The sequence below is a fragment of the Nocardia yamanashiensis NBRC 100130 genome (genome assembly GCF_001613325.1).
In the GTDB taxonomy this organism is placed as follows: domain Bacteria; phylum Actinomycetota; class Actinomycetes; order Mycobacteriales; family Mycobacteriaceae; genus Nocardia; species Nocardia yamanashiensis.
This window is the reverse complement of sequence record NZ_BDCD01000014.1, coordinates 184,297-210,750: the sequence shown is the minus strand read 5'-3', so window position 1 is coordinate 210,750 and position 26,454 is coordinate 184,297. Positions and strand designations below refer to the sequence as shown.

The window sequence follows — 26,454 nt, the reverse complement described above, 5'->3', positions numbered from 1 at the left end:
TCGGTGGCCCCGCAGCCGATCAGTCCCCGTGCAAGGTCTGTTCCGGGGTTTCCCCGAATCGCCGCCGATACCACGCGTCGAACCGGCCGGAATGCGGGAATCCCCACCGCCCGGCCAGTTCGGAGATGTCGATCCCGCTCGACGGATCGGCCCGGCGGAGTTCGCGATGGACCGCCGCCAAGCGTATCGAACGCAGGTAGGCCGTGGGGGTGGTGTCGAACCGGCGGCGGAAGTTCTGCTGCACGGCGCGCGGGCTCGCCCCGGCCGCCGCCGCGATATCGGCGACGGTGATCGGTTGCGCCGCATGGGATTCGATGAACTCCAGTGCGCGTCGCAGGGCCGCCGGGGCCATCCAGCCCGCGCCGGGGCGATAGGAGGCGGTCATGGTGGAGTTCGGGAAGACGGCCAGGGCGGCCCGCGCGATCGTTTGCTCGACTTGGGCTTGGACCAGCGCGTGGCCGAGCGGCGAGTCGGCGAGCAGTAGTTGCCGGTGCACGAACCGGGTGAGGTCGCGCCACTGGCGCGCCATGGCGGCCGATACCGGGGACATGCCGTCGAAGCGGAGCGGGTCGGTGGCGCCGGTGGTTTCGGCGACCCGCGCCACGGTCCGGAAAGGGATATTGACGAGGAGGGCGCCGATATCGTCCCACTCCGCCCGCATGCCGGACGCGCAGTCGAAGCGGGCCACCTCACCGTGCCGTAACCGCAGTTCGCCGCCGCCGGCGGCCAATTCGACGTGGCCGCCGAGCGTGGTAAGGGCCATGAACCACTCGTTCGGCGGCAGGTGGCCGCGGGTGGGCATGGTGTACCAGATCTCGGACAATCCGACCGGTCCGGTGGTACGGGAGCGAAGCCGAAAATGGCAGGCAGCGCCGTCGCCAAGGAAAACGATCGGTCGGTCCGTTGCGTACAGCTGATTGAGCACCCGATGCGCGAGCTCGGGCTCGCGCGTGGTGAGCTCCAGCGCCTCGACGGGCATGGCCGCACCGCGATTCGGTCGTACGTTGTCTGGGTACCGATACTTGCGAGACCCAGGGTGACACATCGACGTCGCACCCGGCACCGAGAACCGGAGAGTGGAGGTCGGGTGCGATGCGAATCGACGGCAACTGGATCGAGGGGACAACGGTCATCGTGGCGTCCGCGGCCGGCCCGGGACTCGGCTGGGAGCAAGCGATCCGCTATCTGCCCAGTATCGACACCCCCGATATGCGCGACTGGCTGGATCATCAGGCGGTGGGCCGCGAGGGCGCGGTGGTGATGCCGGTGGCGGGCGAGGGCGCCCGGCTGCTGTCCGCACCGCATCGCGAAGTCTGCGTTCCCCCACACGAATTCGCCGTGTTCGCCATCGCGCTGAGTGATCGGGCCATGGCCGCGTCGGCGCTCGGCGATCCGCAATTGCGTCCCGGCGCCGACGGCGAAACCCCGCTGCGGCGCGCCGGGCTGGATCTCGCGCCCACCGCCGACTGCGCGCGCCGCGCCCGCCGCTTCGTGGATCAGGTGTGCGACGACTGGGGGCTGCCGTGGATGATCGGCCCCGCCCGCCTGGTGGCCACCGAACTGGTCGAGAACGCCTACCTGCACGCCCGTTCCGACGACGACATCGGCCTGCGGCTCGAGCTCCGAGATCGCGACCTCACCATCGCGGTGACCGACGCCGACTCCTATCCGGCCACGCTGCACGCCGCCGACCCGCGCCGCACCGGCGCGTACGGGCTGCATCTGGTCGATCGCGTGACCGCCGTCTGGGGCTGCACCCGGCAGTGGCAGGGCGGCAAGGTGGTCTGGGCCGGGCTGCCGACCGCGCGGCGATACCCGGAAAACCCCTGAGCCCGGCGGGAATCCGGGCCCAGGGGAAATGCTCAGCGGGGCAGGTCGGCCGCCGCGCCCTCGTCGAGCAGCCAGGTGGTGGATTCGCTGCCGATGGCCCCGGCCGCCGGAATGTCCAGCGGCGAAGCGCCGTTGAGCGCCGCCGCCACCGCGGCCGCCTTCGCCTCACCGGCCACGATCAGCATCACGTGCCGCGCCTTGCGAATCGCGGGCAGCGTCAAGGTGATCCGCACGGCCGGCGGCTTGGGCGAATGTGTCTCCGCGACGACCAGCTCGTGCTCCTCGCGGGTGGCGTCGGTGTGCGGGAACAGCGAATTGATATGCCCCTCACCGCCCATGCCGAGCAGATGCACGTCGAAGGCGCCGTGTTCGGCGAGGTGCGCGTGCACGGTCGCCAGGTACTCCCCGGCGGCCTCCAGGGGATCGGGGTAGTCGCCGCTGGAGGTTTCGGTGGGGTGCACCCGCGCCGGATCGACCGGAACGTGATCCAGCAGCGCCTGCCGGGCCTGCAGCTCGTTGCGTTCCGTATCGCCGGTCGGCACGAAACGCTCGTCGCCCCAGAAGATGTCGAGCTTGCCCCAGTCGATATCGCCCGGTGCCTTGCGCACCCATTCCAGCAGCCCGATGCCGGTGCCGCCGCCGGTGAGCACCACCGACGCCGATCCGCGCAGACGCTGCGCCTCCACCACCGCGGCGACGAACCGGGCGGCCGCGGCCTGCACCAGTTCGTCCTGGGTGGCGAAGGTTTCGACGGCGGGCTTACTCATAGGTCACCCTTTCGAGTCCGGTGAGCGCCTCGGCGTAGATGTCGTCGGCGTCCAGGTGGCGCAGTTCCTCGGCCAGGCAGTCGCGAGTCTCGCGGCGCGCCAGGGCGAAGCGCTGATCGGGTTCGCCGGTGCGGGTGAGCGTAGCGGTGCGGCCGTGCTGCGGGCGGGCGATGGAGATCGAGACCGACGGCCGCGACATCTCCACCTTCAGCTCGCCGGTGCGCCGTACCACCGGGCAGTCCAGCCGCGCGGCCAGCCAGCCCGCCAGCATGTCCAGCGCCGGTTCGTCGCGCAGACCCGAGATCGTCACCGACTGAACGGGTTCGAAGGGCGCTTCGTCCAGCGCCGCCGCCAGCAGCGCCCGCCAATAGGTGATCCGGCTCCAGGCCAGATCCGTATCGCCGGGCGCGTAGGAGCCGCGCCGTTTCTTGATGGTCGATTGCGGATCCGGCGCGAAGGTGGCGTCGGTGATGCGGCGGGTGGCCAGCCGGCCCACCGAATCCTTGGACGGGAAGTCCGGGGCCCCGCGCGGCCACCACGCAACCACGGGGGTGTCGGGCAGCAGGAACGGGATCACCACGCTGGATTCGTGGGCGACCAGATCGCCTTGCAGCCGCAGCACGATGACCTCGGCCGCGCCGGCGTCGCCGCCGACCCGGATCTGGGCATCGAGGCGGGTGGCCGCGGTCCGGTCCCCGCGCGCGAGCACTATCACCCGGCAGGGGTGTTCGCGGCTGGCGTCATTGGCCGCGTCGATGGCGTCCTCGGCCTCGGAGCTGTCCAGGGTGCACACCACCAGGGTGAGCACCCGGCCCATGGTCACCACGCCATTGGCCTCGCGCAGTTGCACCAGGCGCTTGGACACCTCGCGGGTGTCGGTATCGGGCATGTCGATGATCACGGCCGCCGCCATTCCCGCCCGCTGCGCGCGAGCATCTCATCGGCCGAATCCGGTCCCCAGCCACCCGCCTCGTACGGGTCGGGCCGTCCGGTCTCGGCCCAGTGGTCGAGCACGGGATCGAGGATCTGCCAGGACAATTCGACTTCCTCGTTGACCGGGAACAGGGACGGCACACCCAGCAGGACGTCCAGGATGAGCCGTTCGTACGCCTCGGGGGAGTCCTCGGTGAACGCTTCGCCGTAGCTGAAGTCCATGTTCACATCGCGCACCTCCATGGAGGACCCGGGCACCTTGGACCCGAACCGCATGGTGATGCCCTCATCCGGCTGCACCCGGATGACCAGCGCGTTCTGCCCGAGTTCCTCGGTCATGGTCTGGTCGAACGGCAGATGCGGGGCGCGCTTGAACACCACCGCGATCTCGGTGACGCGGCGGCCCAGGCGTTTTCCGGTGCGCAGGTAGAACGGCACGCCCGCCCAGCGCCGCGTCTCCACCGCGAGGGTGATGGCGGCGTAGGTCTCGGTCTTGGAGTTGGGGTCGAAACCCTCCTCCTGCAACAAGCCCACCACGGGCTCGCTGCCCTGCCAGCCCGCCGTGTACTGACCGCGCGCGGTGGTCTGCTCGATGGGTTCGACGAGCTTGGTCGCCGAGAGCACCTTGATCTTCTCGATCTGCAGTTGCTTGGGCTGGAAGCTGACCGGCTCTTCCATGGCCGTGAGCGCCAGCAGCTGCAACAGGTGGTTCTGGATGACGTCGCGGGCCGCGCCGATGCCGTCGTAGTAGCCCGCGCGCCCGCCCAGGCCGATGTCCTCGGCCATGGTGATCTGCACGTGGTCCACGTAATTGGCGTTCCAGATGGGATCCCACAGCTGGTTCGCGAAGCGCAGCGCCAGCAGGTTCTGCACCGTCTCCTTGCCCAGGTAGTGGTCGATGCGGAACACCGACCGCTCCGGGAACACACCGTTGACCAGGGCGTTGAGCTCGCGTGCGCTCTGCAGGTCGTGCCCGAACGGCTTCTCGATCACCACCCGCCGCCACGGCCGGGGCTGCCCGGTGGGTACCTCCGCCGATTGCGCCAGGCCGTTCTTGGAGAGCTGTTCGAGCACCACCGGGAACTCGTCCGGCGGAATCGAGAGATAGAAGGCGTGATTGCCGCCGGTCCCGCGATCGCGGTCCAGATCCTTGAGGGTGGTGGCGAGCTTGTGGAAAGCCTCGTCGTCCTCGAAAGTGCCGCGCACGAAACGTAATCCCTCGCGCAGCTGCTGCCACACCTCGTCCCGGAAGGGGGTGCGGGCGGAACTGCTGATGGATTCGTGCACGAGGGCCGCGAAGTCCTCCTCGGACATATCGCGGCGGGCGAACCCGACCAGGGCGAACCCGGGCGGCATCAGCCCGCGGTTCGCCAGGTCGTAGATGGCCGGCAGCAGTTTGCGCCGCGACAGGTCACCGGTCACCCCGAATATCACCATGCTGCACGGTCCCGCGATGTGAGGAACCCGGCTGTCCCGCCCATCGCGGAGCGGGTTCACCGTCGTGACCGTTGTCGCCGCGCCGGAAGCCACCGTCAGTTGCCCCCCGCCGCCTGGAGCTGTTCGGTGGTGGCGACCAGCAGTTCGTCCCAGGACTTGACGAACTTGTCGACGCCTTCGGTCTCGAGCACCCCGAACACCTCGGCCAGATCGATGCCCACCGCGACCAGCTGGTCGAAGACGGCCTGGGCTTCGGCGCCCTTGCCGACGGCCGCGTTCGGCACGATCTCGGCGTGGTCGGCGACGGCCTCGAGGGTCTTCTCCGGCAGCGTGTTCACCGTGTTCGGCGCGACCAGCTCGGTCACGTACATGACATCGGAGTACTCGGGGTTCTTCACACCGGTGGAGGCCCACAGCGCGCGCTGGGCGTTGGCGCCGCCGGAGGCGCGCAGGCCCGCGTAGGTGGAAGTGTGTGCGCCGCCGTCGAATACGTCCTGGTAGGCCGCATAGGCCAACTGCGCGTTGGCGATTCCGGCCTTGCCGCGCAGCGCGAGCGCCGCCTCGGTGCCGATGGTCTCCAGGCGCTTGTCGATCTCGGTGTCCACGCGGGAGACGAAGAACGAAGCGACGGAATGGATCAGGGCCAGATCGTGCCCGGCGACCTGGGCATTGCGCAGGCCGTCGAGGTAGGCGCCCATGACCGCGACGTAGCGCTCGACCGAGAAGATCAGCGTCACGTTCACGCTGATGCCCTCCGCGATCACCCGCGTGATGGCCGGCAGGCCGGCCTCGGTGGCGGGAATCTTGATGAGCAGGTTCGGGCGGTCGACGATCTTCCACAGCTCGATGGCCTGCGCCACCGTGCCGTCGGTGTCGAACGCCAGGCGCGGATCGACCTCGATGGAGACGCGCCCGTCCACGCCCTTGGACGCGGCGAACACGTCGGCGAACAGGTCGCAGGCGTCGCGCACGTCATCGGTGGTGATGGTCTTGACGGCGGCGTCGGCGTCCGCGCCCTGCGCGGCCAGCTCGCGCACCTGCGCGTCGTAGTCGTGGCCCTGCGCGAGAGCCCCCTGGAAGATGGTCGGGTTGGTGGTGACGCCGACGACATTGCGGGTGTCGATCAGGCCCTGGAGGTTTCCGGACTTGATGCGACCGCGCGAGAGATCGTCCAGCCACACCGAAACCCCGGCCGCGCTGAGCGCGGCGGTGTTCGTGTTCTGGGTCATGAGGGTTATCCCTTCACCTTGGCAAGCGAGCGGGTGGCAGCGGCGACGACGGCGTCGGCGGTGATGCCGAACTCGCGGAACAGGGTCTTGAAGTCCGCCGAGGCGCCGAAGTGCTCGATGGACACGTTCTCACCGTTGTCTCCGGTGAACCGGTGCCACGGCATGGCGATTCCGGCCTCGACCGTGACGCGGGCCTTGACCGAGGGCGGCAGCACCTGGTCGCGGTAGGACTGTTCCTGCGCGTCGAACCACTCCACACACGGCATGGACACCACGCGGGTACCGATGCCCTGCGCCTCGAGCGTAGCGCGCGCGTCCACGGCCAGCTGCAGCTCCGAACCGGTGGCGATCAGGATCACCTGCGGTGTGGCGGTGGAGGATTCGGCCAGGATGTAGCCGCCCTTGGCGACGCCCTCGTAGCTGGTGCCCTCCTGGATCGGCAGATCCTGGCGGGTCAGCGCGAGCGCGGACGGGCCGTCCTGGTGCGGCGGCTCGGAGACCAGGAAGTGCGAATGCCGTTCGGCGCTATCGCGTTCCAGGATGACGCGCCAGGCGTAGGTGGTCTCGTTGGCGTCGCCGGGGCGGACCACGTTCAGGCCCGGGATGGCGCGCAGGGCCGCCAGGTGCTCGATCGGCTGATGGGTCGGGCCGTCCTCGCCCAGGCCGATGGAGTCGTGGGTCCACACGTAGGTGACCGGGGTGCGCATGAGCGCGCCCAGGCGCACGGCGGGACGCATGTAGTCGGAGAACACCAGGAAGGTGCCGCCGTACGGACGGGTCGGCCCGTGCAGCGCGATGCCGTTCAGGATCGAGCCCATGGCGTGCTCGCGCACACCGAAGTGCAGGGTGCGGCCGTAGGGCTGGGCCTTCCAATGGCCGGTGGAGATGTCCTCCGGGCCGAAGGACGGCTGGTTCGGCATGGTGGTGTTGTTGGATTCGGCGAGGTCGGCCGAACCGCCCCACAGCTCCGGCAGCACCGGGGCGAGCGCCGCGAGGACCGCGCCGGATGCCTTGCGGGTGGCCATCGCCTTGCCCGGCTCGTGCACCGGCAGCGCATCCGCCCAGCCCGCGGGCAGGCGGCGTTCCTGGAGACGATCGAACAGGGCCTTGTGCTCCGGGTTGGCCGCGGCCCACGCATCGAACTGGTCCTGCCAGGCGGCACGCGCGGCCTTACCGCGATCGGCGGCCTGGTTGCGGGTGTGCCCGATGACCGCGTCGCTGACCTCGAAGGTCTGCTCGGGATCGAAGCCCAGGATCTTCTTGGTGGCGGCCACCTCGTCCGCGCCCAGCGCCGCACCGTGCGAGGCGCCGGTGTTCATCTTGTTCGGGGCCGGGTAGCCGATGATGGTGCGCAGCAGGATGATCGACGGCTTGTCGGTCACGGCCTTGGCCTCGGCGATGGCGGCCTCGATGCCGGTGACGTTCTCGCCGCCCTCGACCACCTGCACATGCCAGTCGTAGGCGCGGTAGCGCGCGGCCACGTCCTCGGTGAAGGCGATGCGGGTGTCGTCCTCGATGGAGATCCGGTTGTCGTCGTAGAACAGGATCAGATTGCCCAGCTGCTGGGTGCCCGCCAGCGACGACGCCTCCGCGGTGACGCCCTCTTCCATATCGCCGTCCGAGGCGATCACGTAGATGAAGTGGTCGAACGCGCTCTCGCCCTGCGCCGCTTCGGGATCGAACAGACCGCGCTCCCGCCGCGCCGCTATCGCCATGCCGACCGCCGAGGCCAGGCCCTGGCCGAGCGGGCCGGTGGTGATCTCGACGCCGTCGGTGTGCCGGTACTCCGGGTGGCCCGGGGTCAGCGCGCCCCAGGTGCGCAGCGCCTTCAGATCGTCGAGCTCGAGGCCGATACCCGCCAGGTACAGCTGCACGTACTGGGTGAGGCTGGAGTGTCCGCAGGACAGCACGAACCGGTCGCGGCCCACCCACGACGGGTCGCTCGGGTCGAAACGCATCACGCGCTGAAAGAGGGTGTAGGCCAAGGGCGCCAGGCTCATGGCGGTGCCGGGATGGCCGTTGCCGACCTTCTGCACCGCATCGGCCGCGAGCAGCCGGGCCGTGTCGACGGCTCTGGTGTCCAGTTCGGTCCAGTCGGTGGGGTGGTTCGGCTGAGTGAGCGCGCGGATGTCGTCTGTGACTGACACGACCGAGGTTCTCCTGACCTTCTCGTCAACGATGCGGTTGTGGGCGGCGGGGTGATTCGCTGCGGGCGATACGGCGCGACACGCGCACCGATCTACCCCACCACCCTAAGGGTGTGTGATTCCCGACCATGCGGGAACCCGTGTTCACCGGCCGTCGTGTCTCGTTTCCGTGTCCTTCCGTGTCCAGTCGACTACCCGTTCGTGACCGTTCATAGCTGCTGGGCGCTACCCGAATCGGGTGTAGCCCGGGTCACCCGCGGGCCCGGCGCGATGGCCGCCGCGAATCATGGCGCGGGCGAATCGAACCCGGGCCTGGTCGGGAGCACACCTTCCGGGGGTCTACCATGCTTTGTAGTAGTGGCCGCGCCGCAGCGTTTCTCACCGAGGAACCGGCAGAGCGCGCCGCTGTTCCAGACCGGATCAGACCTGCGTGGCGTGCGAGGAGAAACAGTGCGAGTTGGGCAACAGCCGGGTGGCGCTCACGGCTCCTCCGGGACGGTGCTGGCCGACCGCGTCACGGGTAGCGGACCGCTGTCGGTCGCGACCCGCCGCGTTCTCGCCTACATCGCGCTGACCAAGCCCCGCGTCATCGAACTGCTGCTGGTCGCGACCATTCCGACCATGCTGCTGGCCGATCGCGGCAATGTCGACATCCGCCTCATCCTGGTCACCCTCTTCGGCGGCTGGATGGGCGCGGCCTCGGCCAACACCCTCAACTGCGTGGCCGACGCGGATATCGACAAGGTCATGAAGCGCACCTCCAAGCGCCCGCTGGCCCGCGAAGCCGTGCCCACCCGCAACGCCTTCGTCTTCGGCGTCACCCTCGGCGTGGTGTCCTTCGCCTGGCTCTGGTGGCAGGCCAACCTGCTCTCCGGCGCGCTCGTCGTGGCGACCATCCTCTTCTACGTCTTCGTCTACACCCTCGGCCTCAAGCGCCGCACCTCCCAGAACGTCATCTGGGGCGGCGCGGCCGGCTGTATGCCCGCCCTGGTCGGCTGGTCCGCCGTCACCGGCAATATCGGCTGGCCCGCCATCGTGCTGTTCCTGGTCATCTTCTTCTGGACGCCGCCGCACACCTGGGCCCTCGCCATGCGCTACAAGGAGGACTACAAGGCGGCAGGCGTCCCCATGCTCCCGGTGGTAGCCACCGAGCAGGTGGTCACCAAGCAAATCGTCATCTACACCTGGCTCACGGTCCTGGCCACGCTCGCCCTGGTCCCCGCCGCCGGCGTCATCTACGCCGCCACCGCCCTGGTGGCCGGCGCCTGGTTCCTCCTGATGGCCCACCAGCTCTACGCCGGCGTCCGCAAGGGCGAATCGGTCAAGCCCCTGCGCCTGTTCCTGCAGTCCAACAACTACCTCGCCGTGGTCTTCTGCGGCCTGGCCGTCGACTCGGTCCTGGGCTGGAACACCATCGGCCACACCCTCTTCGGCTGGAGCTGATCACACCGGCGTAGTCGCCGAACCTGATCCACGAAAAACCGCCGCCCCGTCTCCGAGACGGGGCGGCGGTTTTTCGTTGCTATCCGAACGGCGGCCGATTGCCGGGCGGTGGGCAGTTGGGGTCGAGCGGGTAGCAGGCCGGGGCGATGGTGGTGCGCGGGATGGTCGGGTCAGCGGTCTTGGAAGGGGTGGCCTTCTGGACCGTGGTGGGGGCCGGGCGGTGTTGTTTGTCTTCGTCGCTGGTGCCGCTGCGGCCGGTGCACATGACGGCTACCAGGAGGATGAGGAAGACCACGACTATGGCGCCGATGATGGGGAAGTCGCGGCGGCGGCGGGTGCGGCGCATGTCGCGGGCGGCGGCGCGTTGGTCGCCTTGGTCGCGCCAGACGGGGAAGCCGGGGGCGGCGGGCTGGGCTTGGCCGCCGGAATAGGCTGCGCGCGGGTCGGATTGGGTGACCTGCGGTTGTTTGCGGCGGCCGAAGAGGCCGCCGAGGGCGGCGAGACCGCCGGTCCGGGCGGGCCGGGGGGCGGAGCCGGAGCCGGGTGGGGCGACGGACCAGCCGCTGGGGCCCGGGCCGGTCGGCTGGGGACCTTGGCTGGACCAGGACGAGGGGGATGGGGTGGGCTGGGGGCCGCCTGGCGGGAGGTAGGTGCCTGCCGGCTGGGTGCCGGGAGCGCCTGCGCCGCTGGGAGAGCCGGGGCCGCTGGGGGAGCCCGAGCCTGGGCCGCCGTAGGCGGGAGTGCCTTGCGAGCCGGGACCGCCGTGGAACCCGGGGCCGCTCGGAGCGCCTGGGCCGCCTTGGGAACCGGCACCGCTCGGAGACCCTTGGCCGCCTTGGGAGCCCGGACCACCTTGGTTGCTGGGGCCACCGGGGTGCGAGGGGCCGGAAGTGCCGGAGCCGCCGGGGTTGTCGGAGGAGCCGGTGACCGCGCGGTAGGCCGCTGCTGCGGCGGCGGCCGTGGCTGCGCCGGCTACCGCGGCGGCCGCCGTGCGGCCTTTGCCGCCGGATCGACCACTGGATTGCTGGGTGGAGCCGGGGCGGTTCGGGTCCGTATCCGTGCCGCCGGGCCGGCCGGGGCCGCCTTGGGCCGATGCGCCCCGGGGGTCCGCGGAGCCCGGATCACCCACGCCCGCAGGCGGAGTCGGGGGAGCGAGGGGCTGGACGGGGACCGAGGGGACCACCACGGTGGGAGCGGCGGACATGGGAGGTGGGGCGGAGCGGGCGGACTCGGGCACCGGGAAGCCCTCAGAGACCAGGTCGGAATAGGTTGCGGCGGCGGCGAATCCGAGAGCGCCGAGGGCCTGGCCGACCTGCCCGGCGTCCCAGGACGGGTCCGCGCCTTCGGCGATCTTGGTGAAATAGGCGCGGAGGGAGGAGGGGCCGTCGCCGATGAGGACGTCGATACCGGGCGGCAGCGCGCCCTTCTCGAGTTTGACGCGGCTGCCGAGCTGGGGGAGGAGCAGCACCAGGCCGCTGACGGGGACGTGTTCGCGGCCGGGCGCGGAACGCAATTGGCGGGCCAGCTCGACGGTTTGGCGTCGCACGCGCTCGAGCGGATTGTCCGCCGCGTCGACCGGCGCGGGTTTGCCGTCCACGCCGTCGATGGGCGCGGGCTTCCCGTCGACGGTCCAGGCTTCGTCCTCGGCGCAGGTGAGCGTGCCGGTCACGCGTTCGGCGAAACCGCGGACCCCGATCACCACGCACGTCTGCGGCGTCCACACCACCACGTCCGCGTCCTGCACCTGCAATACCGCGATGCCGGGGACCGCGTGCGGCCCGCTCCAGGACTTGAGCCAATTCATCACGGTCTGCTCGGTGCCCGACAGCCGCGACGGATCGTCGTTGCGGACCTTCACCAACATTCCGAACCACCCTCTGACCAGATGCCTCTACCTGCCGGCCGCCCGGAACGGTCGCCGCAAACACCTTACGGCGTCGCTATCCCAGGTTACGGCGAATCGTCTTGCGCGGCAGCAAGATCATTCTGCATACCCTAGGGCAAAGTCGGACCGCGGGAGCACTACAGTCCGGTCCCACCCGGCAGCAGGGCGACCGACCGGAATAGTTCGGGGTGGCGGGCCGGGTATCAGCTCCTCCTGCCGCCGACCCGGCGCGATCGGATCGGGATGCGTCAGCGGGTCAGTGCGCCGACATAGCCGTCCGGCCGGATGAGCACCCGCGTCCCTTCGGTAGCCCCGTAGCTTTCGAAAGCGTGGCCGCCGGCATCGACCACCGTCTCCGTGCCGGTGCGATCCGCCGACCCGCTGTCCGTCCGCAGCACCGAGACGACCCGGGTCCGCTCGCCGCGTTCCTCGGCATCGACCGGGATATCGCCGAAGACGAGCAGCGTGGCGTGCGGGCCGCGCAGCAGATCGAAGAGGAACACCGCTTCGCCCGAGGCCGAGACCAGCGGTGCGTCGGGCGCGCGATCACCCGCGTGCAGCGCGCCCGGATCGGCGGCATCGCTGGGCGGCACCAGGTTTCGATAGGTGAGATCGAGCTGCAGCGCGTGATCGCGGTTCATGGCGTCCGCATCGCCGTTGACCGTCTTGTCCAGGAGCTCGGAGCTCAACCCCAGCACCTGCGCCGCGATGGCCCGCCGCTCGGTCTCGTAGGTGTCCAGCAGCGCCTCGGTCGCCGGACTCGGATCGCGCAGCGCCGCTTCGAGTTTCCAGCCCAGGTTGTAGGCGTCCTGAATGCCGGTATTGAGCCCTTGACCTCCGGTCGGCGGATGCACGTGCGCCGCATCGCCCGCGAGGAACACCCGCCCGTCCCGGAACCGCTGCGCCAGGCGGATATTCGGCCGCCACACCGTCGACCAGCTCAGCTCGCTCAGCACGATGTCGGTGCGCTGCGAGAGCCGGTCGACGAGCTCCTGCAGGTCGCTCAGCTCAGCCCCCGAGTCGTCGGCCAGCGGCGCCGCGAACTGGAACTTGCGCCCGCCCGGCAGCGGCGACATGGCGAAACCGTCCATCGGGGAATCGGGTCCGGCGAACCAGTACCCGAACTCGTGGTCGAGCGCATCGGCGCGAACATCGCCCAGCAGCATGCGAATCGACTCGTCGGTGGTGCCCTCGAAAGCGATGCCGAGGGCCTTGCGCACCGTGCTGCGCCCGCCGTCCGCCCCGATGAGATAGTCCACCCGCACGGTCTCGCTCCCGACCGCCCGCTCCAGCGTCGCGGTGACCCCGTCCGCGTCGGCGCTGAATTCGCCCAGCGCCGTGCCCGATTCGACGCGCACCCCGAACTCGCCGAGCCGCTCGCGCAGAATCCCCTCGGTATCGGACTGCCCGAGCACCCACGGATTCGGGAACGGCACGTCCGGGGTCGGCTGCCGCCATTCGGTCATTCGCCGCTCCATCACGAATTCGCCACCGAGGTGCACCCGCATGGTCGCCTGCGGGCAGCCGGCCGCGAGCACCCGATCCAGCACGCCCAGATCGTGGAACACCTCGAGCGTGCGCGGCTGGATGCCGTCCCCGCGCGACCCGTCGAAGAACGTCTCCGCTTTGTCGACGATGCGCACCGCGATGCCGCGGCGCGCCAGATCGATGCCGAGGGTGAGTCCGGTGGGACCCGCGCCCACGATCAGTACCTGCGTGTTCATGCCTACTCCAAATGGTGAATCTGTATTCAGTGAATGTGAATTCAGTATTCAGAGTGGTAGCGTCCGCTGTCAAGAGGAGGTGCGGATGGCCGGCAAGCGGCAGGAGAAATCGGCGGAGACCGAGCAGGCGCTCAAGGATGCCGCGCGCAAACTCTTCGCCGATCGCGGCTATCTGAACACCAAGATCACCGACATCACCGCGGCGGCCGGACGGGCCGCGGGCTCGTTCTACAACCACTTCGCGAGCAAGGAAGAACTGCTCCAGGCGCTGCTGAAAGACCTTGCGGTGGAAGGAGATGCGGCCTCGGAGCAGGACGAGCACAATCCGGATTTCACCGATCCGGACGCGGTCCGCTACCACGTCGCCAGCTACTGGACCTTCGCCCGCAAGAACTGGGCGGTGCTGCGCGCCATGAACCAGGCGGCCCTGGTCAACGAGGAATTCGCGCGCATAGTCAGCGGATACGCCCACGAGCAGCGCCAGGACGTCGCCGACCATCTGGACCGCTTCCCCGCCGCCGGCCTGACCCTGCCCAGCACCGCCGACGCCAGCCTGGCCATGATGTTCCTGGCCGCCACCGGCCTGCTGCAAACCGTCGAGGACGGCGCGGTCGAACTCACCGACGAGCAGGCCATCGACGGCCTCACCCGCTTCATCTACCGCGGCCTCACCGGCCGCGACATCCCCTGAAGCGGAATCGATCCGCGCGGTCAGCCGTCACCGGGAGGCTGACCGCGTCACCCCGGGATCAGGGCAGCAGCACGATCGATCCGGTTGTCTTGCGGCCCTCCAGATCCCGATGCGCCCGCTCGGCCTCGGCCAGCGGATAGGTGGCCCCGATCCGGATGCGCAGGCTGCCGTCCGCGATGGCATTGAGGATATCGCCTGCGCGCCACAGCAATTCGGCCCGATCGCGGGTGTAGTGCACCAGCGTCGGCCGCGTCACGAACAGCGACCCCGCCCCGGCCAGCCGCTGCAGATCGAATTCCGGCACCGGCCCACTGGCCCCGCCGAACAACGCGAGCATGCCCCGCACCCGCAACGACGCGAGACTGGCCTCGAACGTCGACGCGCCGACCCCGTCGTACACCGCCGCGACACCCACGCCGCCGGTCAATTCCCGCACCCGAGCGGCGATATCGTCCTCGTACCGCAGCACTTCGGCCGCGCCCGCTTCCCGCGACAGCTTCTCCTTGTCATCGGTCGACACCGTGGTGATCACCCGAATCCCGCGCCCCGCCAGCAACTGGGTCAGGATCAGCCCGACCCCGCCCGCCCCGGCGTGCACCAGCACCGCTTCGCCCGGCGCGGGCTTGTAGATCGACTCGATCAGGTAGTGCGCCGTCATGCCCTGCAACAGCGCCGACGCCGCGACCTCCGGCGAAACCCCTTCCGGCACCGGAATAGCCACCGCCGCGGGCACGATCACCTGCTCGGCATACGACCCCGGCCCCGCGGCCCAAGCCACCCGGTCGCCCACCGAGAAATCGGTGACGTCCGCCCCCACGGCCAGAATCACGCCCGTGCCTTCGGACCCCGGCACATACGGCACCGCCTGCGGATACCGCCCCGTCCGGATATAGGTGTCGATGAAGTTGATCCCGATCGCCTCGGTCCGCACCAGCAACTGACCGGGCCCTGCTTGCGGGTCCGCGACCTCCACATACCGCAGGACTTCGGGACCACCGTGCTCGGAAACCTGAATGGCGCGCATTACCTTTTTCTACACCCGCGCCGATGTGACGTGCCCGGCGGCTCGTGGACCGGGTTCGGCGCATGGGTAAACTCCTGGGCATGAGCGCTACCGCCGCCCCGGCACCCGAGAAGTTGTCGCCGTCCATCGTCGATTCCGTGCAGGGATTCATCGCGGATCACGGCGGTTCGGCCACCGCGGTATTGCAGCCCATCGGCCGGATCGGCGTCCGGGTCACCCTGGTCGGCGCCGACGGCGTGCTCGGCGATCGGGTCGTCGGCGATCTGGCCTCGGCCAAGCTGCTGTGCGAGACCGTGGACGGGCTGACCGAGGCCGACGAGTGGAACCGGGAGCTGGTCTCGGTGGTGACCCCGGCCAAGGGGCACTGGGCCAAGATGGCCGGCTGGGTCGCCAAGCAGAAGCGATTCCCGAAGGCGCGCAACGAGAAGTGAGACTTCCCGCCACTCGCGGGGGCGAAGCGCGGTCGGAGGTGACGTGGCCGGCCGCGTGACCAAACAGGCGCAGCTGCGCTCCGCGTTGACCGCCCTGTGCGCGACGCTGCGCCCCGGGGAGATGCTGCCCAGCGAACGCCAGTTGTGCGACGACTACCGGGTCAGTCGCATGACGGTGCGAGAAGTGTTGGGGCAGTTGGAATCCGAGGGCGTCATCACCCGGATCCCGGGTAAGGGCACCTTCGTGGCCGAACGGGTCGCGCGGTCGCGCCTGCACATGGCCTCGTTCTCCGACGATATGCGGCGGCTGGGCCGGGTGCCGAGCACCGTGGTGCTGCACACCGATCACGCCGTGCCGCCGCCCGCTTCGCAGACCGCGCTGGGGCTGGGGGCCAATGAGAAGGCCTTCCACCTGGTGCGCCTGCGGCTGGCCGACGGGCTGCCGATGTCCATCGACGACGGCTGGTATCGCGCGGATCTGCTGCCGGGCCTGCTGGATCACGAACTGACGCAGTCGCTTTACGCGCTGTTCGCCGACCGCTACGACTGCCCGATCGATCGCGCCGAGCAGAGCGTGCGCGCGGTCGCCGCCGACGAGCGCGGCGCGGGCTGGCTGGGCACCGAAACCGGTTCTCCGCTACTGGCTTTCGACCGCATCTCGTATTCCCGCGACCGGGCCGTCGAGCACGCCCAGTCCTGGTACCGGGCCGATCGCTACCAGGTGTACATGACCGTGCTGGCCGATCAGGACTGATCCCGCGAGATTCGAGCCGCTGCCTGGATCAGGCAGCGGCTCGCTCGTTTCCGGGACCGCTCAGATCGAATACAGCACGTCGCCGGTGGCGACCGGTCCGGTCAGCGCGTTCTGCGCCGAACCCGGGGCGGTGTCCATCACCACGACCGGCACCGCGGCGCTCAGCCCCAGCCGGCGAACGGCATTGGGGGAGAAGGTGATCAGCGGATCGCCCGCGTTCACCCGCGCGCCCTCGGCGGCCTTCAGCTCGAACAGGTCCGGCTTGCCGACGGTGTCGATGCCCACGTGCAGCAGCACACCGGTGCCGGCCTCGGAGACGATGACCGCAGCGTGCGGGTGCAGCTTCACGATGCTGCCGGTGATCGGCGCGACCACCGTGGTTTGCTCATCGGTGTCCAGTGGTTCGATGGCCACCCCCGCGCCCACCATCTCGGCGGAGAACACGGGGTCGGGCACCTCGGACAGCGGCATGGCGCGCCCATCCAGGGGCGCGAGGATCTCGGTGCTCATCGGTCTCAGAGCAGATCGTTGATGTCGTCGGCCAGGGCGTCGGCGGTCGGCCCGACCACGACCTGAACGGCATTGCCCGCCTTGACGACTCCGTGCGCGCCCGCTGCCTTGAGACCCTTCTCGTCGATCTTGGCCGAATCCTTCACCTCCACGCGCAGCCGGGTGATGCACCCTTCGACCTCGACGATGTTGTCCGTGCCACCCAGGCCCGCGACGATCTGATCAACTTTCGACATCTTTCCTCCATGCGTGTCGAGTGGACAAAGCTGGTTATAACCAGTATATGTCTGGTTATAACCAGTCACCATACCGGTGCGTGACGCCATTCACAGACTGAGGGACCCGCTATGGCCGACGCCGCCCAGAGCGTACGTAAGAAGATCGACCTGTCCGGACTGCAGAAACTCGGCCGCAGCCTCATGCTGCCGATTGCCACGCTACCGGCTGCCGGGCTGTTGCTGCGACTAGGTCAGGACGACATGCTGGGCCGCTGGTCGGCCCTGGAAACCATTGCGGCCGTGCTGGCGGGGGCCGGCGGCGCACTGCTGGACAATCTGCCGCTGCTGTTCGCGGTCGGCATCGCCATCGGCTGGGCCAAGAAGGCCGACGGCTCCACCGCCCTGGCCGCCGTCGTCGGATACCTGGCCTTCAACGGCGTCTGCAAGGCCATGGCCCCGGTCGTGCTGGCGGGCAAGACCGACGCCAAAGGTGCTCAGCTGCTGGTGAATTTCGGTGTCCTGGGCGGCATCGTGATGGGCCTGACCGCGGCGATCCTGTGGCAGAAGTTCCACCGCACCCAGCTGCCGGACTATCTGGGCTTCTTCTCCGGCCGCCGCCTGGTCCCGATCCTGACCGCCTGCGCGGCCGTGGTGATCGGCGTGGCCATGTCGTTCGTCTTCCCGGCCTTCAATGCCGGGCTCACCTGGCTCGGCAATACGGTCGCCGACAACACGGTGATCGGCGGCGGCATCTTCGGATTCGCCAACCGGATGCTGATCCCGCTCGGCCTGCACCATATCCTGAACTCCGTGGTCTGGTTCATCATCGGTGACTACGACGGCAAGCACGGCGATATCGCGCGCTTCCTGGCCGGTGACCCGACCGCCGGCACCTTCATGACCGGCTTCTTCCCGATCATGATGTTCGGTTTGCCGGCCGCCGCGCTGGCCATCTGGCGCAATGCCAAGCCCTCGCAGAAGAAGGTCGTCGGCGGCATCATGCTCTCCACCGGCCTGACCGCGTTCGTCACCGGCATCACCGAACCCCTGGAATTCGCCTTCATCTTCGTGGCCTGGCCGCTGCTGCTCATCCACGCGCTGTTCACCGGTTCGGCGCTGGCCCTGACCAATGCGCTCGGCATCCACGACGGCTTCACCTTCTCCGCGGGCGCCATCGACTACCTGCTCAACTTCGGCAAGGCCCAGCATCCGCTCTGGCTGATCCCGATCGGGCTCGGTTACGCCGCCCTGTACTACTTCACCTTCAGTTTCATCATCAAGCGCTGGAATCTGCCGACGCCCGGTCGTGAACCGGAAGCCGACGAGCTGGACAAGGAGAACACCGCCCTATGATCACCCGCACCGCCGTCGTGGCCTCCAAGACCGGACTGCACGCCCGCCCCGCCGCCCTGTTCGCCAAGGCCGCCGCCGAATCGCCTGTGCCCGTGACTATTTCGGTCGACGGCAAGCCGGGCGTGGCCGCCGGTAGCCTGTTGCAGGTGATGACTCTGGGTGTCAAACAGGGCGATACCGTCACCCTCTCGGCCGACGACGGGGCCGACGCGGCCCTGGACAAGCTGGTCGAGCTGCTGGAGACCGATCTTGACGGCTGAGATCCGCGGCGTCGCCGCCGCACCGGGCGTCGCGGTCGGGCCGGTGAAGTGGCTGGCGGCAGCGCCGGTCACCAGCCCGGACGACGCGCCCGGCGCGGACGCCGAAGCCGAGATCGCCCGGGCCGAAAAGGCTTTCGAGACCGTCGCCGCGCGCTACTCCGCGCAGGCCCTCGACGCCACCGGCCCGGCCGCCGACATCCTGTTCATGACCTCGGCCCTGGCGGCCGATCCGGCGCTGCTGGATCAGGTGCGCGCGGGCATCCGGGCCGGCGGGCCCACCGCGCACGCGGTCACCGAGGCGGTCGCGCATTTCGCCGGACAGCTGGCGGCGCTGGGCGGATTGATGGCCGAACGCGCCACCGATCTGCGCGACGTCGGACAGCGGGTGGTCGCCGAACTGCTCGGGGTGGCCCCGCCCGGAATCCCGGACAGCGACACGCCTTTCGTGCTCGCCGCCCAGGATCTCGCGCCCGCCGATACCGCGACGCTGGATCCGGCGAAGGTGGTCGGGCTGCTGACCATCGCGGGCGGGCCGACCTCGCACACCGCGATTCTGGCCAAGGCGCTGGGCATTCCGGCCGTGGTGGCCTGCCCGGACGCCGCCACCATCGCCGAAGGCGCCGAAGTGGTGCTGGACGGGACGCGTGGCACCGTAGAAATCGCGCCCGACCAGGCGCGCAAGGCCGCCGTGCAGGCCGAGCGGGAACGCCGGGCCGATGCGCCCACCGGTCCCGGCCGCACCGCCGACGGGCACGCGGTGCCGTTGCTGGCCAATGTCGGCAGCGCCGCGGACGCGCAGCTGGCGGTGGAACTCGGCGCCGAGGGCGTGGGCCTGTTCCGCACCGAATTCCTGTTCCTGGACCGGCAATCCGCGCCTACCGTCGAGGAGCAGACGGCGCAGTACGGCGAGATCTTCCGGATCATGGGGGAGCGGCCGGTCACGGTGCGCACCCTGGACGCGGGCTCGGACAAGCCGCTGCCGTTCCTGAATCTCCCCGAGGAAGAGAATCCCGCGCTCGGTGTGCGCGGATTGCGGTTGAGCAGCGTCGATGAGGGGACGCTGCTCGACCAGCTCACCGCGATCGAGCTGGCCCGCCAGGCCACCGGCGCCGCCGTGCAGGTGATGGCGCCCATGGTCGGCACCGTCGAGGAGGCGAGCTACTTCGTCGCCAAGGCGCGCGCGGCCGGGGTCGGCGCCTGCGGCATCATGGTCGAAATCCCCGCCGCCGCAATCCGTTCCGAGCATCTCGGCGCGGAGGTGGACTTCTTCTCCATCGGCACCAACGACCTGTCGCAATACCTGTTCGGCGCGGACCGCATGTCCTCGTCGCTGGCGGCGCTGCACAATCCATGGCAGCCCGCGCTCGCCGCGACCATCGCCGCGGTGGTGGCGGGGGCGCGCAAGAACGGCGTCAAGGTCGGGGTGTGCGGCGAATCGGCGTCCAATCCCGAATTCGCCTGCGTGCTGGTCGGACTCGGTGTCGAGACGCTGTCCATGGCGCCCAGGTCGCTGGCCGGCGTGCGCGCGCAACTGGCCGGGGTGAGCCTCGAACAGTGCCGGGCCGCGGCCGATGCGGTGCTGACCGCCGGGACCGCGGACGCGGCCGTGACGGCGGCCCGGAAAGCGCTGGGGCGAGATAGTTGACGATCACCCTGCGCGGCCGGGTCGTCACCCTCACCGAGGCGGGCGAACTCGCCGACGGTGTGGTGGCGTTCGACGGACCGCGAATCGACTACGTCGGGCCCGCAACGGGATTCGGCGGTGAGCTGCCGGAGCCGGCGGACGAACCGCCGATCATCCTGCCCGGGCTGATCGACGTGCACTGCCACGGCGGCGGCGGCTACGGCTTCCCCGAGACCGACGCCGCCGGGGTGGAGGCGGCCGCGAAATTCCATCGCGGGCGCGGCACCACCACCCTGGTCGCCTCGCTCGTCTCGGCCACCGAGGACGAATTGCGTGAGCGCATCGACATATTGAGCGAATCCGTCGACACCGGGCTGCTGGCGGGCATCCATCTGGAAGGGCCGTTCATCAGCGAACACCGGCGCGGGGCGCACGATCCGGACCGGATCGTGCCCGGCGATCCGGACATGCTGGAACGGCTCCTCGACTATGCGGGCGGGCGCATCGTGGCGGTGACCGTGGCGCCGGAGACCGCACGCTTCGACGCCATCGCCGATGTGCTGGCCGATGCGAATGTGGTGCTGTCGCTGGGGCATACGGTCGCCGACTACGAGCGGTCCGTGCACGCCATGCGGCGCGGGTGGCGGGTGTCGATCACCCACCTGTTCAATGCCATGCCCGAGCTCGCGCACCGCGACGCCAATTTCCTGACCGCCGCCATGGCCGCCGCCGGGCGCGGGGACGTGGTGGCCGAGGTCATCGGCGACGGGGTGCATCTCGCCGACGGGACCGTGCGCATGGTGTTCGACACCCTCGGCGCGGACAATCTCGCCCTCATCACCGATGCCATGGCCGCCGCCGGCTGCCCCGACGGGCGCTATCACCTGGGCAGTCTGGATGTGGTGGTGCGGGACGGGGTTTCGCGCGTGTACGACCCGGACGGCGAAGGCGCCATCGCCGGCGGTACCGCGACCGCCGCGGATGTGCTGCGGCGCACCGTGTTCCACGCCGGCGTGGATCTCACCTCGGCCGCCACCGCCGCCTGCGCCACCCCGGCGCGGCTGCTCGGCATGGCCGACAGCATCGGCGCGTTGCACCCGGGCATGCGGGCCGACGTGCTCGTCACCGACCATCGATTGAAACCGCTGACCGTGTACAAGGACGGATCCCCATGGAACTCGTGATCACCGACAATGCCGCCGAAGCCGGGGTGCTGGCCGGCCGGATCATGGCCGACCATGTGCGCCGGGGCGCCCGCGCCATCGGCCTCGCGACCGGGTCGTCCCCGCTCGGGGCGTACCGGGAACTCATTCGCCAGCATCGTGAGGACGGATTGAGTTTTCACAGTGTGAAGGCGTTCCTGCTCGACGAATACATCGGGCTGCCGCCGGGGCATCCGCAGTCCTACCGGCAGTTCATTCGTGACGAGTTCACCTCGCACGTGGACTTCCAGGACTGGAACGTGCACAGCCCGGACGGCGAGGCGGCCGACATTCCCGCCGCCGCGGCGCTGTACGAGACCATGATCGCCGAGAACGGGCCGATCTCGGTGCAGATCCTCGGCATCGGGGCCAACGGGCATCTGGGGTTCAACGAGCCGGGCTCGTCGCTGGCCTCCCGCACCCGGGTCAAGACGCTCACCCCGAAGACCCGCGAGGACAATGCGCGATTCTTCGACGACGATCTGAGCCAGGTGCCCACCCACGTCCTGACCCAGGGCCTGGGAACCATCAGCGACGCCGACCATCTCGTCATGATCGCGACCGGGGCCGGGAAGGCCGAAGCGGTGGCGGCCGCGGTGGAAGGGCCGGTGTCGGCCTTCTGCCCGGCGTCGATGCTGCAGCTGCATCCGCACGTCACCGTGATCGTCGACCCGGACGCGGCGGCGAATCTGAAAGCCGTGGACTATTACCGGTTCGCGGTGGCCAACAAGCCGGACTGGCAGAGTTACTGATCCGGCGAGATCCGTAGCCGCACACCGGTTCCGAGGAACTGCCCGGCGGGCAGGCCGAAGGTCGCCCGGAACCGGTGGGCGAGATGCGAGGGGGTCGCGAACCCGGATTCGGCGGCTGCGGTGGTCAGGTTCGCCCCGGCGTCGAGCAGGGTGGCGGCATGCAACAGGCGCACCCACACGCGGTAGCGTCGCAGGCTGGTGCCCAGCTCCTGCCGGAACAGGTGCAGGAAGCGCGATTCCGACAAGTGCACTCGCGCGGCGATATCGGCCGCGGACATGGCTCCCGCCGGATCGGACCGGATCCATTGTGCGGCAGTCGAAATCCGGTCGTCGATCCGCCGGGCCGAACTGGGCGCCGCGAGGTCCAGCCATCGTGCCGCCAAGGCGTCGGGAGCGAGCGTGAGCAGATCGTTGCGCTCGTCTGCGGTTTGGCCGGTATCTCGCACGGCCGCAACGGTTTCCGGTGCGTTCCATGCGACCGAGCCTGCCTCGAGCAATTGCTCGCCCAGTGCTGCCAGTGTCGTCTGCTCGTGGTGTCCGATCGCGATAACGCCCGGCTCCCGCATCCGATCCAGGCAGGCGGCCGCCCGATCCGAGGCGGGATCCAGATAGCAGAAGATCATCCGTCCACCGGCCGCGACCAGGTGGTGAACCGTGCGCGGTGGAATCAGCGCGCTGCGCGCGGTCACCGGCTCACCCTTCCCGGCGCGCACCGTGAAATCCCCGTCCACGCCGACCGCCAGGCACCAGACCGATCCCGAATGCGGCGCGAGGTCGAGGGCCGCACCCGCGTACAACGCCTGCCCCGTCCACAACCACACCGTGGGACAGCAGGTTCGTGACAGCGCCCGGGACGTCCGGACCGGCATGCTGACCTCCTCACCGTCTCTCAGGAGGTTACCCATGGCGACCGCCACCGCCGCCGTCCTCGCCGCGTTCTTTCTGCTGATGGGCTGCGCCGCCCTGGCCGCTCCCGCGAAAATCCTGCAACCCTTCGAAATTCGCGTCGACTCCGCGCCCGCACGCTCGGAGGTACGGGCCGTGTACGGCGGTTTCGGCGTGGCCATGGCCGCCGTGCTCGTGGTGGCGGCCGTGAACGAGGGCCCGCGCACCGGCATCATGCTGGCCGTCGGCGCCGCGCTCGCCGGCATGGCGTCCGGTCGCCTGCTCTCCGCGGCCGTCGACCGGCGCACCGCCTTCTACCCGGTCTGGTTCTATTTCCTGATCGAATCCGCCGCGGCCGCGGCCCTGTTCACCTGGCACGGCTGAGCGCGGCGGCCACCCACCGATCTGGTTGGATGGACCCGGTGACCAGCGTCCCCTTCCACCTGATCCCCCCGCAGCGCCTCGACCGCGTCATGCCCGCCTGGGCCGAGCACTACCCGCAATACGACACCGTCGTCGGCTACACCGACCTGGGTCACGCCTTCCTGATGAGCACCCGCACCGGCGAATACGCCCTCCTCGACCCCTACTCACCCGGCGTCAAGCCCTACGGCCCCTTCCCGGACCTCCACGCCTTCGTGGACCGCGTCCTGTTCGACCCCAACGTGATCACCTACGTCCTGCAACCCACCCACGTCGCCGCCATCCGCGCCCTCCTCGGCCCCCTGGCCGACGGCGAGGTCTACATCGCCACCCCCTACCCTTTCCACGGCGGCTCCGAATCCCCGGGCGCCTACACCAAAGGCGGCGTCTGGTCCTTCTTCGACCTGGTAGCCCAAGCCCAGGACTTCGAATAGCTCACTGCCGGTGGACTCGAACGCGCTACGACCGCGGCAGGGTCACGACAGGCGGTCCCAGGCGGATTCGAGGGTGGCGCGGAAGTGGGTGCGGCAGTCGGCGTCGTCGAGGTCGGTGTAGTGGGCGAGCGGGGGGTCGGCGATGAGGGGGTCGGCTACGAAGGCTGAGCGGGTGTGTTTGAGGCGGTCGAGTTGCTGGAAGCGGCGTTCGGCGAAGACTACGTCGTGGGGGAGGGCGGAAATGCGGCTGGCTACGCGGGTTTCGGGTTCGGCGTCGTATTCGCCTACCACTACGAAGCGGCGGTCTACCAGGAGGAGGCCGGTGGCGTTGGGGGCGTGGTCGCGTTTGACTATGACGTTCTCGATGCCGGCGCGGGAGAGGCGCCAGAGGCGGTCCTCGTAGGGCCACATGTCCGAGATGTGGTCCACCACATAGATTCTGCGGATGTCCACGCGGTCGGGGGCGGGGCGGGCGGCCAGGCGCAGGAGGGCCTCGTGGTAGTCGTCGCCGGCGTCGCCGCTGATGGAGCCGAGGGAGGCGGTGTGGATCATGCGGACGGTGCGGGTGGCGTGTTCCACCACGGTGCTCATATCGCGGACGGTGCTCCATTCCCAGACCGTCGCGGTGCGTGAAGGCACCTGGGCGAGTACGTCTTCGGCGCGATCGAGCTGGCGCAGGGCGATCTCGCGCAGGGGCTGTGCGTCTTCGCCGGCGCGGGCGGCCTCCAAGAGGCGTTCCACCAGGCGCAGGCCGCGTTCGACGGCGGCGGCGTCCGCGCCGAGCAGGACATTGAAGCGCATGCGCAATTGATCGTGCCGGTGTTCGATGGCGCGGGCGGCGCCGGTGCTGCCATTGGACGGCAAGGCGGTACCCAGTGCGAGGCTGAGCTTTTCGCGCAGCGACAACTGCGGTACCCGGGTGCCGTTCTCGATCTGCTGGATGAGGCTGCGGGAGCATCCCGCTTTGGCGGCCAGTACCGCCTGGGTGAATCCGCGCTCTTTGCGCAGGCGCCGGACCAGTGCGCCGACCGGTTCGTCCAGTCGGTCCGCTCGCGTCATGCAACCCTCCCGCCGTGCCCAGGGTGTGCCATTCGAGCCTAGTTCGTATCACGTTATGCCACCAGACATCCCATGATCTCTGACGATGTGAGCGGCCGATCGAAACGCGCAGGCAAATAGCCGGGGAACGCAGGCAATTCGATTGATCATTGCGCGGCGCGCTCGTACGGTCGAATTACGTCACCAATGGTGGAGGGGGAAGACAATGGCACTCCAATCGACCGACGATCTCATAACCAGCGACCGCACTCCCGAATTCGCGATCCGAATTCCCGGCGGCGACCGCTGGCTGGTCACCTGGCTGGACGATCGGGAACTCACCCGCGAACAGGCGATCGGCGCAATGATTCTCGACGAGACGCTCAGCGATCCGGTCACGGCGGCCGCGGAGCTGGGGCTGGAACTGGCCGCCGTGCACGCCGAGCAACTCGGCCTGGACCTGCGTGAAGTCGTGCTGCGGCTGTCGCTGCGCATGCTCGAGCGCGCGCCGGATCCGTCGGGTCATCCGGTGCACGTCGCATAATGATCGATATGACCGAGTACCGGGCGAGTCGCACGGCAGTACTGGTGTGTCAGGGTCGAGCCGTCGCCGATGGGCGGCTGGCGGTGGGCCGGTTCGCCGATCCCATCGCCATCGAATTGCTGGATGCGGCCGAGCGAACCCCCGTCGAACGCGTGCGTAACGGTGAACGCGCGCACGGGTTCGGCGAAAGCATGGAATTGGAACTGCTCGCCTCCACCGCCGATGTGATGACCACGCGCACGGTGTTCATCGACGACGCGATTCGGGAAGCCGCGAATCCGCAATTGGTGATTCTCGGCGCCGGTCTGGACGCGCGCGCCTGGCGGATGCCGGAATTGGCGCGAACCGAGGTATTCGAGGTCGATCAGCCCGCCTCGCAACAGGACAAGCGGGCGCGATTGGGCGAACTGAAACCGGAAGCGGCGACCGTGCGTTTCGTGGCGGTGGACTTCGCGCGCGATTCGCTCTCGGATCTGCTGGAGGCTGCCGGTCACGACGCGAACCGGCCGACCACCTGGGTGTGGGAAGGCGTGGTGCCCTACCTGACTCCCGAACAGGTGGCCGCCACCGTGGACCTGGTGGCTCGCCGGTGTGCGCCGGGCAGCCGGTTCGTCATCACCTATTCGACCCCGTCGCGCACCGCCTCGTTCGGCCGGAAAGCCTTGCAGGCCATGCTGACTCTGGCCCGGCGCGGCAATCCGCTGCAGCACGAGCCGCAACGCTCGACCTGGCGTCCCGAGCAATGGCGGGACCTGCTGGGCGATCGCGGCTTCGTGATCACCGACGATCAGGATCTGCTGTCGATCGCCGAATTGCTCGGCATGACCATCCGCCGCCGGGAATTCCTCGCCCTGGGCCACTGCGTCGTCGCCGACCGCAATTGACCTTCAGCGCATACCGGACGGCTTGTCCGGGT

Annotated in this window: 27 protein-coding genes; 14 read left to right on the top strand and 13 right to left on the bottom strand. The window is 69.4% G+C overall.

Annotation, left to right across the window (positions count from 1 at the left end; translation table 11 throughout):
• Window positions 1–19: 19 nt before the first annotated feature.
• Window positions 20–979: an AraC family transcriptional regulator gene (locus NY1_RS15600; protein WP_067713028.1), complete on the bottom strand. Its 960-nt coding sequence runs from the start codon at window positions 977–979 to the stop codon at window positions 20–22.
• 113 nt (window positions 980–1,092) lie between these two features.
• Between NY1_RS15600 and NY1_RS42020 the strand changes: the two genes are divergently transcribed.
• A complete protein-coding gene (locus NY1_RS42020; protein WP_084534999.1) occupies window positions 1,093–1,830 on the top strand; it encodes an ATP-binding protein in 738 nt (245 codons plus the stop codon).
• Window positions 1,831–1,862: 32 nt separating this feature from the next.
• Here the strand turns inward: NY1_RS42020 and pgl are convergent, their stop codons facing one another.
• From pgl to tkt, 5 genes are read right to left on the bottom strand one after another with little or no spacing between them, the layout of a single operon-like run.
• The gene (gene pgl / locus NY1_RS15590; protein ID WP_067713026.1) at window positions 1,863–2,597 is read right to left on the bottom strand and encodes a 6-phosphogluconolactonase; all 735 of its coding nucleotides are present in this window, start codon (window positions 2,595–2,597) and stop codon (window positions 1,863–1,865) included.
• Window positions 2,590–3,498 (bottom strand): glucose-6-phosphate dehydrogenase assembly protein OpcA, encoded by a 909-nt coding sequence (gene opcA, locus NY1_RS15585; protein WP_174567194.1) that lies wholly within the window; start codon window positions 3,496–3,498, stop codon window positions 2,590–2,592. The genes pgl and opcA overlap by 8 nt, the downstream gene beginning before the upstream one ends.
• Window positions 3,495–5,060, bottom strand: a complete 1,566-nt coding sequence (zwf, locus tag NY1_RS15580; protein ID WP_084534998.1) for a glucose-6-phosphate dehydrogenase — start codon at window positions 5,058–5,060, stop codon at window positions 3,495–3,497. Before zwf ends, opcA begins: the two co-directional genes overlap by 4 nt.
• 2 nt (window positions 5,061–5,062) lie before the next feature.
• Window positions 5,063–6,196: a transaldolase gene (gene tal / locus NY1_RS15575; RefSeq protein ID WP_067713021.1), complete on the bottom strand. Its 1,134-nt coding sequence runs from the start codon at window positions 6,194–6,196 to the stop codon at window positions 5,063–5,065.
• Window positions 6,197–6,201: 5 nt separating this feature from the next.
• Window positions 6,202–8,343, bottom strand: coding sequence for a transketolase (gene tkt, locus NY1_RS15570; RefSeq protein WP_067713018.1), 2,142 nt, complete (start codon window positions 8,341–8,343; stop codon window positions 6,202–6,204).
• A gap of 450 nt (window positions 8,344–8,793) precedes the next feature.
• Here tkt and NY1_RS15565 point away from each other — a divergent pair, with 450 nt between their 5' ends.
• Window positions 8,794–9,786, top strand: coding sequence for a heme o synthase (locus NY1_RS15565; RefSeq protein ID WP_067713015.1), 993 nt, complete (start codon window positions 8,794–8,796; stop codon window positions 9,784–9,786).
• Window positions 9,787–9,865: 79 nt separating this feature from the next.
• Here the strand turns inward: NY1_RS15565 and NY1_RS45095 are convergent, their stop codons facing one another.
• Window positions 9,866–11,650, bottom strand: coding sequence for an NERD domain-containing protein (locus NY1_RS45095; protein ID WP_067713013.1), 1,785 nt, complete (start codon window positions 11,648–11,650; stop codon window positions 9,866–9,868).
• 269 nt (window positions 11,651–11,919) lie between these two features.
• Window positions 11,920–13,395 carry an FAD-dependent monooxygenase gene (locus tag NY1_RS15555; protein WP_067713010.1) on the bottom strand — a complete coding sequence of 492 codons (1,476 nt, stop codon included), beginning with the start codon at window positions 13,393–13,395 and terminating at the stop codon, window positions 11,920–11,922.
• An 85-nt stretch (window positions 13,396–13,480) separates the two neighbouring features.
• Between NY1_RS15555 and NY1_RS15550 the strand changes: the two genes are divergently transcribed.
• A complete protein-coding gene (locus NY1_RS15550) occupies window positions 13,481–14,086 on the top strand; it encodes a TetR/AcrR family transcriptional regulator (protein ID WP_067713008.1) in 606 nt (201 codons plus the stop codon).
• 58 nt (window positions 14,087–14,144) lie between these two features.
• Here the strand turns inward: NY1_RS15550 and NY1_RS15545 are convergent, their stop codons facing one another.
• Window positions 14,145–15,110, bottom strand: coding sequence for a quinone oxidoreductase family protein (locus NY1_RS15545; protein WP_067713005.1), 966 nt, complete (start codon window positions 15,108–15,110; stop codon window positions 14,145–14,147).
• An 80-nt stretch (window positions 15,111–15,190) separates the two neighbouring features.
• On the opposite strand from NY1_RS15545, the gene NY1_RS15540 reads away from it, so the two are divergent.
• A complete protein-coding gene (locus NY1_RS15540; protein ID WP_067713589.1) occupies window positions 15,191–15,541 on the top strand; it encodes a hypothetical protein in 351 nt (116 codons plus the stop codon).
• 43 nt (window positions 15,542–15,584) lie between these two features.
• The gene (locus tag NY1_RS15535) at window positions 15,585–16,295 is read left to right on the top strand and encodes a GntR family transcriptional regulator (RefSeq protein WP_067713002.1); all 711 of its coding nucleotides are present in this window, start codon (window positions 15,585–15,587) and stop codon (window positions 16,293–16,295) included.
• A 60-nt stretch (window positions 16,296–16,355) separates the two neighbouring features.
• On the opposite strand, the gene NY1_RS15530 is transcribed toward NY1_RS15535, so the two are convergent.
• Both NY1_RS15530 and NY1_RS15525 read right to left on the bottom strand, forming a co-directional pair.
• Window positions 16,356–16,805, bottom strand: coding sequence for a PTS sugar transporter subunit IIA (locus NY1_RS15530; protein ID WP_067712998.1), 450 nt, complete (start codon window positions 16,803–16,805; stop codon window positions 16,356–16,358).
• Between the two features lie 5 nt (window positions 16,806–16,810).
• A complete protein-coding gene (locus NY1_RS15525; protein ID WP_067712995.1) occupies window positions 16,811–17,041 on the bottom strand; it encodes a PTS sugar transporter subunit IIB in 231 nt (76 codons plus the stop codon).
• 111 nt (window positions 17,042–17,152) lie between these two features.
• Here NY1_RS15525 and NY1_RS15520 point away from each other — a divergent pair, with 111 nt between their 5' ends.
• The 5 genes from NY1_RS15520 to nagB are packed head-to-tail and all read left to right on the top strand — an operon-like array spanning window position 17,153 to window position 22,214.
• Complete coding sequence (locus tag NY1_RS15520; protein ID WP_067712992.1) at window positions 17,153–18,376, top strand: PTS transporter subunit EIIC; 1,224 nt, start codon at window positions 17,153–17,155, stop codon at window positions 18,374–18,376.
• Window positions 18,373–18,636, top strand: coding sequence for an HPr family phosphocarrier protein (locus NY1_RS15515; protein ID WP_067712989.1), 264 nt, complete (start codon window positions 18,373–18,375; stop codon window positions 18,634–18,636). Before NY1_RS15520 ends, NY1_RS15515 begins: the two co-directional genes overlap by 4 nt.
• Window positions 18,626–20,281 (top strand): phosphoenolpyruvate--protein phosphotransferase, encoded by a 1,656-nt coding sequence (ptsP, locus tag NY1_RS15510; protein ID WP_233434343.1) that lies wholly within the window; start codon window positions 18,626–18,628, stop codon window positions 20,279–20,281. Before NY1_RS15515 ends, ptsP begins: the two co-directional genes overlap by 11 nt.
• Window positions 20,282–20,283: 2 nt before the next feature.
• Window positions 20,284–21,444: an N-acetylglucosamine-6-phosphate deacetylase gene (locus tag NY1_RS15505; protein WP_067713583.1), complete on the top strand. Its 1,161-nt coding sequence runs from the start codon at window positions 20,284–20,286 to the stop codon at window positions 21,442–21,444.
• Entirely contained in the window at window positions 21,432–22,214 is a 783-nt protein-coding gene (gene nagB / locus NY1_RS15500; RefSeq protein ID WP_067712986.1) for a glucosamine-6-phosphate deaminase, read from the top strand. The genes NY1_RS15505 and nagB overlap by 13 nt, the downstream gene beginning before the upstream one ends.
• On the opposite strand, the gene NY1_RS15495 is transcribed toward nagB, so the two are convergent.
• Window positions 22,208–23,083: an AraC family transcriptional regulator gene (locus NY1_RS15495; RefSeq protein ID WP_067713581.1), complete on the bottom strand. Its 876-nt coding sequence runs from the start codon at window positions 23,081–23,083 to the stop codon at window positions 22,208–22,210. The genes nagB and NY1_RS15495 overlap by 7 nt on opposite strands.
• A gap of 34 nt (window positions 23,084–23,117) precedes the next feature.
• Between NY1_RS15495 and NY1_RS15490 the strand changes: the two genes are divergently transcribed.
• Window positions 23,118–23,483 (top strand): DUF4345 family protein, encoded by a 366-nt coding sequence (locus NY1_RS15490; RefSeq protein WP_067712983.1) that lies wholly within the window; start codon window positions 23,118–23,120, stop codon window positions 23,481–23,483.
• A 38-nt stretch (window positions 23,484–23,521) separates the two neighbouring features.
• Window positions 23,522–23,956 carry a DUF1851 domain-containing protein gene (locus NY1_RS15485; RefSeq protein WP_169815357.1) on the top strand — a complete coding sequence of 145 codons (435 nt, stop codon included), beginning with the start codon at window positions 23,522–23,524 and terminating at the stop codon, window positions 23,954–23,956.
• 42 nt (window positions 23,957–23,998) lie between these two features.
• Here NY1_RS15485 and NY1_RS15480 read toward each other — a convergent pair whose 3' ends face one another.
• On the bottom strand, window positions 23,999–25,015 hold the full coding sequence (locus NY1_RS15480) for a helix-turn-helix domain-containing protein (RefSeq protein WP_067712980.1): 1,017 nt from the start codon (window positions 25,013–25,015) through the stop codon (window positions 23,999–24,001).
• A 205-nt stretch (window positions 25,016–25,220) separates the two neighbouring features.
• On the opposite strand from NY1_RS15480, the gene NY1_RS15475 reads away from it, so the two are divergent.
• Window positions 25,221–25,538 carry a hypothetical protein gene (locus NY1_RS15475; RefSeq protein WP_067712976.1) on the top strand — a complete coding sequence of 106 codons (318 nt, stop codon included), beginning with the start codon at window positions 25,221–25,223 and terminating at the stop codon, window positions 25,536–25,538.
• A gap of 8 nt (window positions 25,539–25,546) precedes the next feature.
• Window positions 25,547–26,422, top strand: a complete 876-nt coding sequence (locus NY1_RS15470) for a class I SAM-dependent methyltransferase (RefSeq protein WP_067713576.1) — start codon at window positions 25,547–25,549, stop codon at window positions 26,420–26,422.
• Window positions 26,423–26,454 lie beyond the last annotated feature (32 nt).

What these genes read in the sequence shown, in the direction of transcription:
- NY1_RS15600 (WP_067713028.1), bottom strand. Translation starts at nt 979, where the DNA reads ATGCCCGTCGAGGCGCTGGAGCTCACCACGCGCGAGCCCGAGCTCGCG.
- NY1_RS42020 (WP_084534999.1), top strand. Translation starts at nt 1,093, where the DNA reads ATGCGAATCGACGGCAACTGGATCGAGGGGACAACGGTCATCGTGGCG.
- pgl (WP_067713026.1), bottom strand. Translation starts at nt 2,597, where the DNA reads ATGAGTAAGCCCGCCGTCGAAACCTTCGCCACCCAGGACGAACTGGTG.
- tal (WP_067713021.1), bottom strand. Translation starts at nt 6,196, where the DNA reads ATGACCCAGAACACGAACACCGCCGCGCTCAGCGCGGCCGGGGTTTCG.
- NY1_RS45095 (WP_067713013.1), bottom strand. Translation starts at nt 11,650, where the DNA reads ATGTTGGTGAAGGTCCGCAACGACGATCCGTCGCGGCTGTCGGGCACC.
- NY1_RS15555 (WP_067713010.1), bottom strand. Translation starts at nt 13,395, where the DNA reads ATGAACACGCAGGTACTGATCGTGGGCGCGGGTCCCACCGGACTCACC.
- NY1_RS15550 (WP_067713008.1), top strand. Translation starts at nt 13,481, where the DNA reads ATGGCCGGCAAGCGGCAGGAGAAATCGGCGGAGACCGAGCAGGCGCTC.
- NY1_RS15545 (WP_067713005.1), bottom strand. Translation starts at nt 15,110, where the DNA reads ATGCGCGCCATTCAGGTTTCCGAGCACGGTGGTCCCGAAGTCCTGCGG.
- NY1_RS15540 (WP_067713589.1), top strand. Translation starts at nt 15,191, where the DNA reads ATGAGCGCTACCGCCGCCCCGGCACCCGAGAAGTTGTCGCCGTCCATC.
- NY1_RS15530 (WP_067712998.1), bottom strand. Translation starts at nt 16,805, where the DNA reads ATGAGCACCGAGATCCTCGCGCCCCTGGATGGGCGCGCCATGCCGCTG.
- NY1_RS15525 (WP_067712995.1), bottom strand. Translation starts at nt 17,041, where the DNA reads ATGTCGAAAGTTGATCAGATCGTCGCGGGCCTGGGTGGCACGGACAAC.
- NY1_RS15520 (WP_067712992.1), top strand. Translation starts at nt 17,153, where the DNA reads ATGGCCGACGCCGCCCAGAGCGTACGTAAGAAGATCGACCTGTCCGGA.
- NY1_RS15515 (WP_067712989.1), top strand. Translation starts at nt 18,373, where the DNA reads ATGATCACCCGCACCGCCGTCGTGGCCTCCAAGACCGGACTGCACGCC.
- nagB (WP_067712986.1), top strand. Translation starts at nt 21,432, where the DNA reads ATGGAACTCGTGATCACCGACAATGCCGCCGAAGCCGGGGTGCTGGCC.
- NY1_RS15495 (WP_067713581.1), bottom strand. Translation starts at nt 23,083, where the DNA reads ATGCCGGTCCGGACGTCCCGGGCGCTGTCACGAACCTGCTGTCCCACG.
- NY1_RS15490 (WP_067712983.1), top strand. Translation starts at nt 23,118, where the DNA reads ATGGCGACCGCCACCGCCGCCGTCCTCGCCGCGTTCTTTCTGCTGATG.
- NY1_RS15480 (WP_067712980.1), bottom strand. Translation starts at nt 25,015, where the DNA reads ATGACGCGAGCGGACCGACTGGACGAACCGGTCGGCGCACTGGTCCGG.
- NY1_RS15475 (WP_067712976.1), top strand. Translation starts at nt 25,221, where the DNA reads ATGGCACTCCAATCGACCGACGATCTCATAACCAGCGACCGCACTCCC.
- NY1_RS15470 (WP_067713576.1), top strand. Translation starts at nt 25,547, where the DNA reads ATGACCGAGTACCGGGCGAGTCGCACGGCAGTACTGGTGTGTCAGGGT.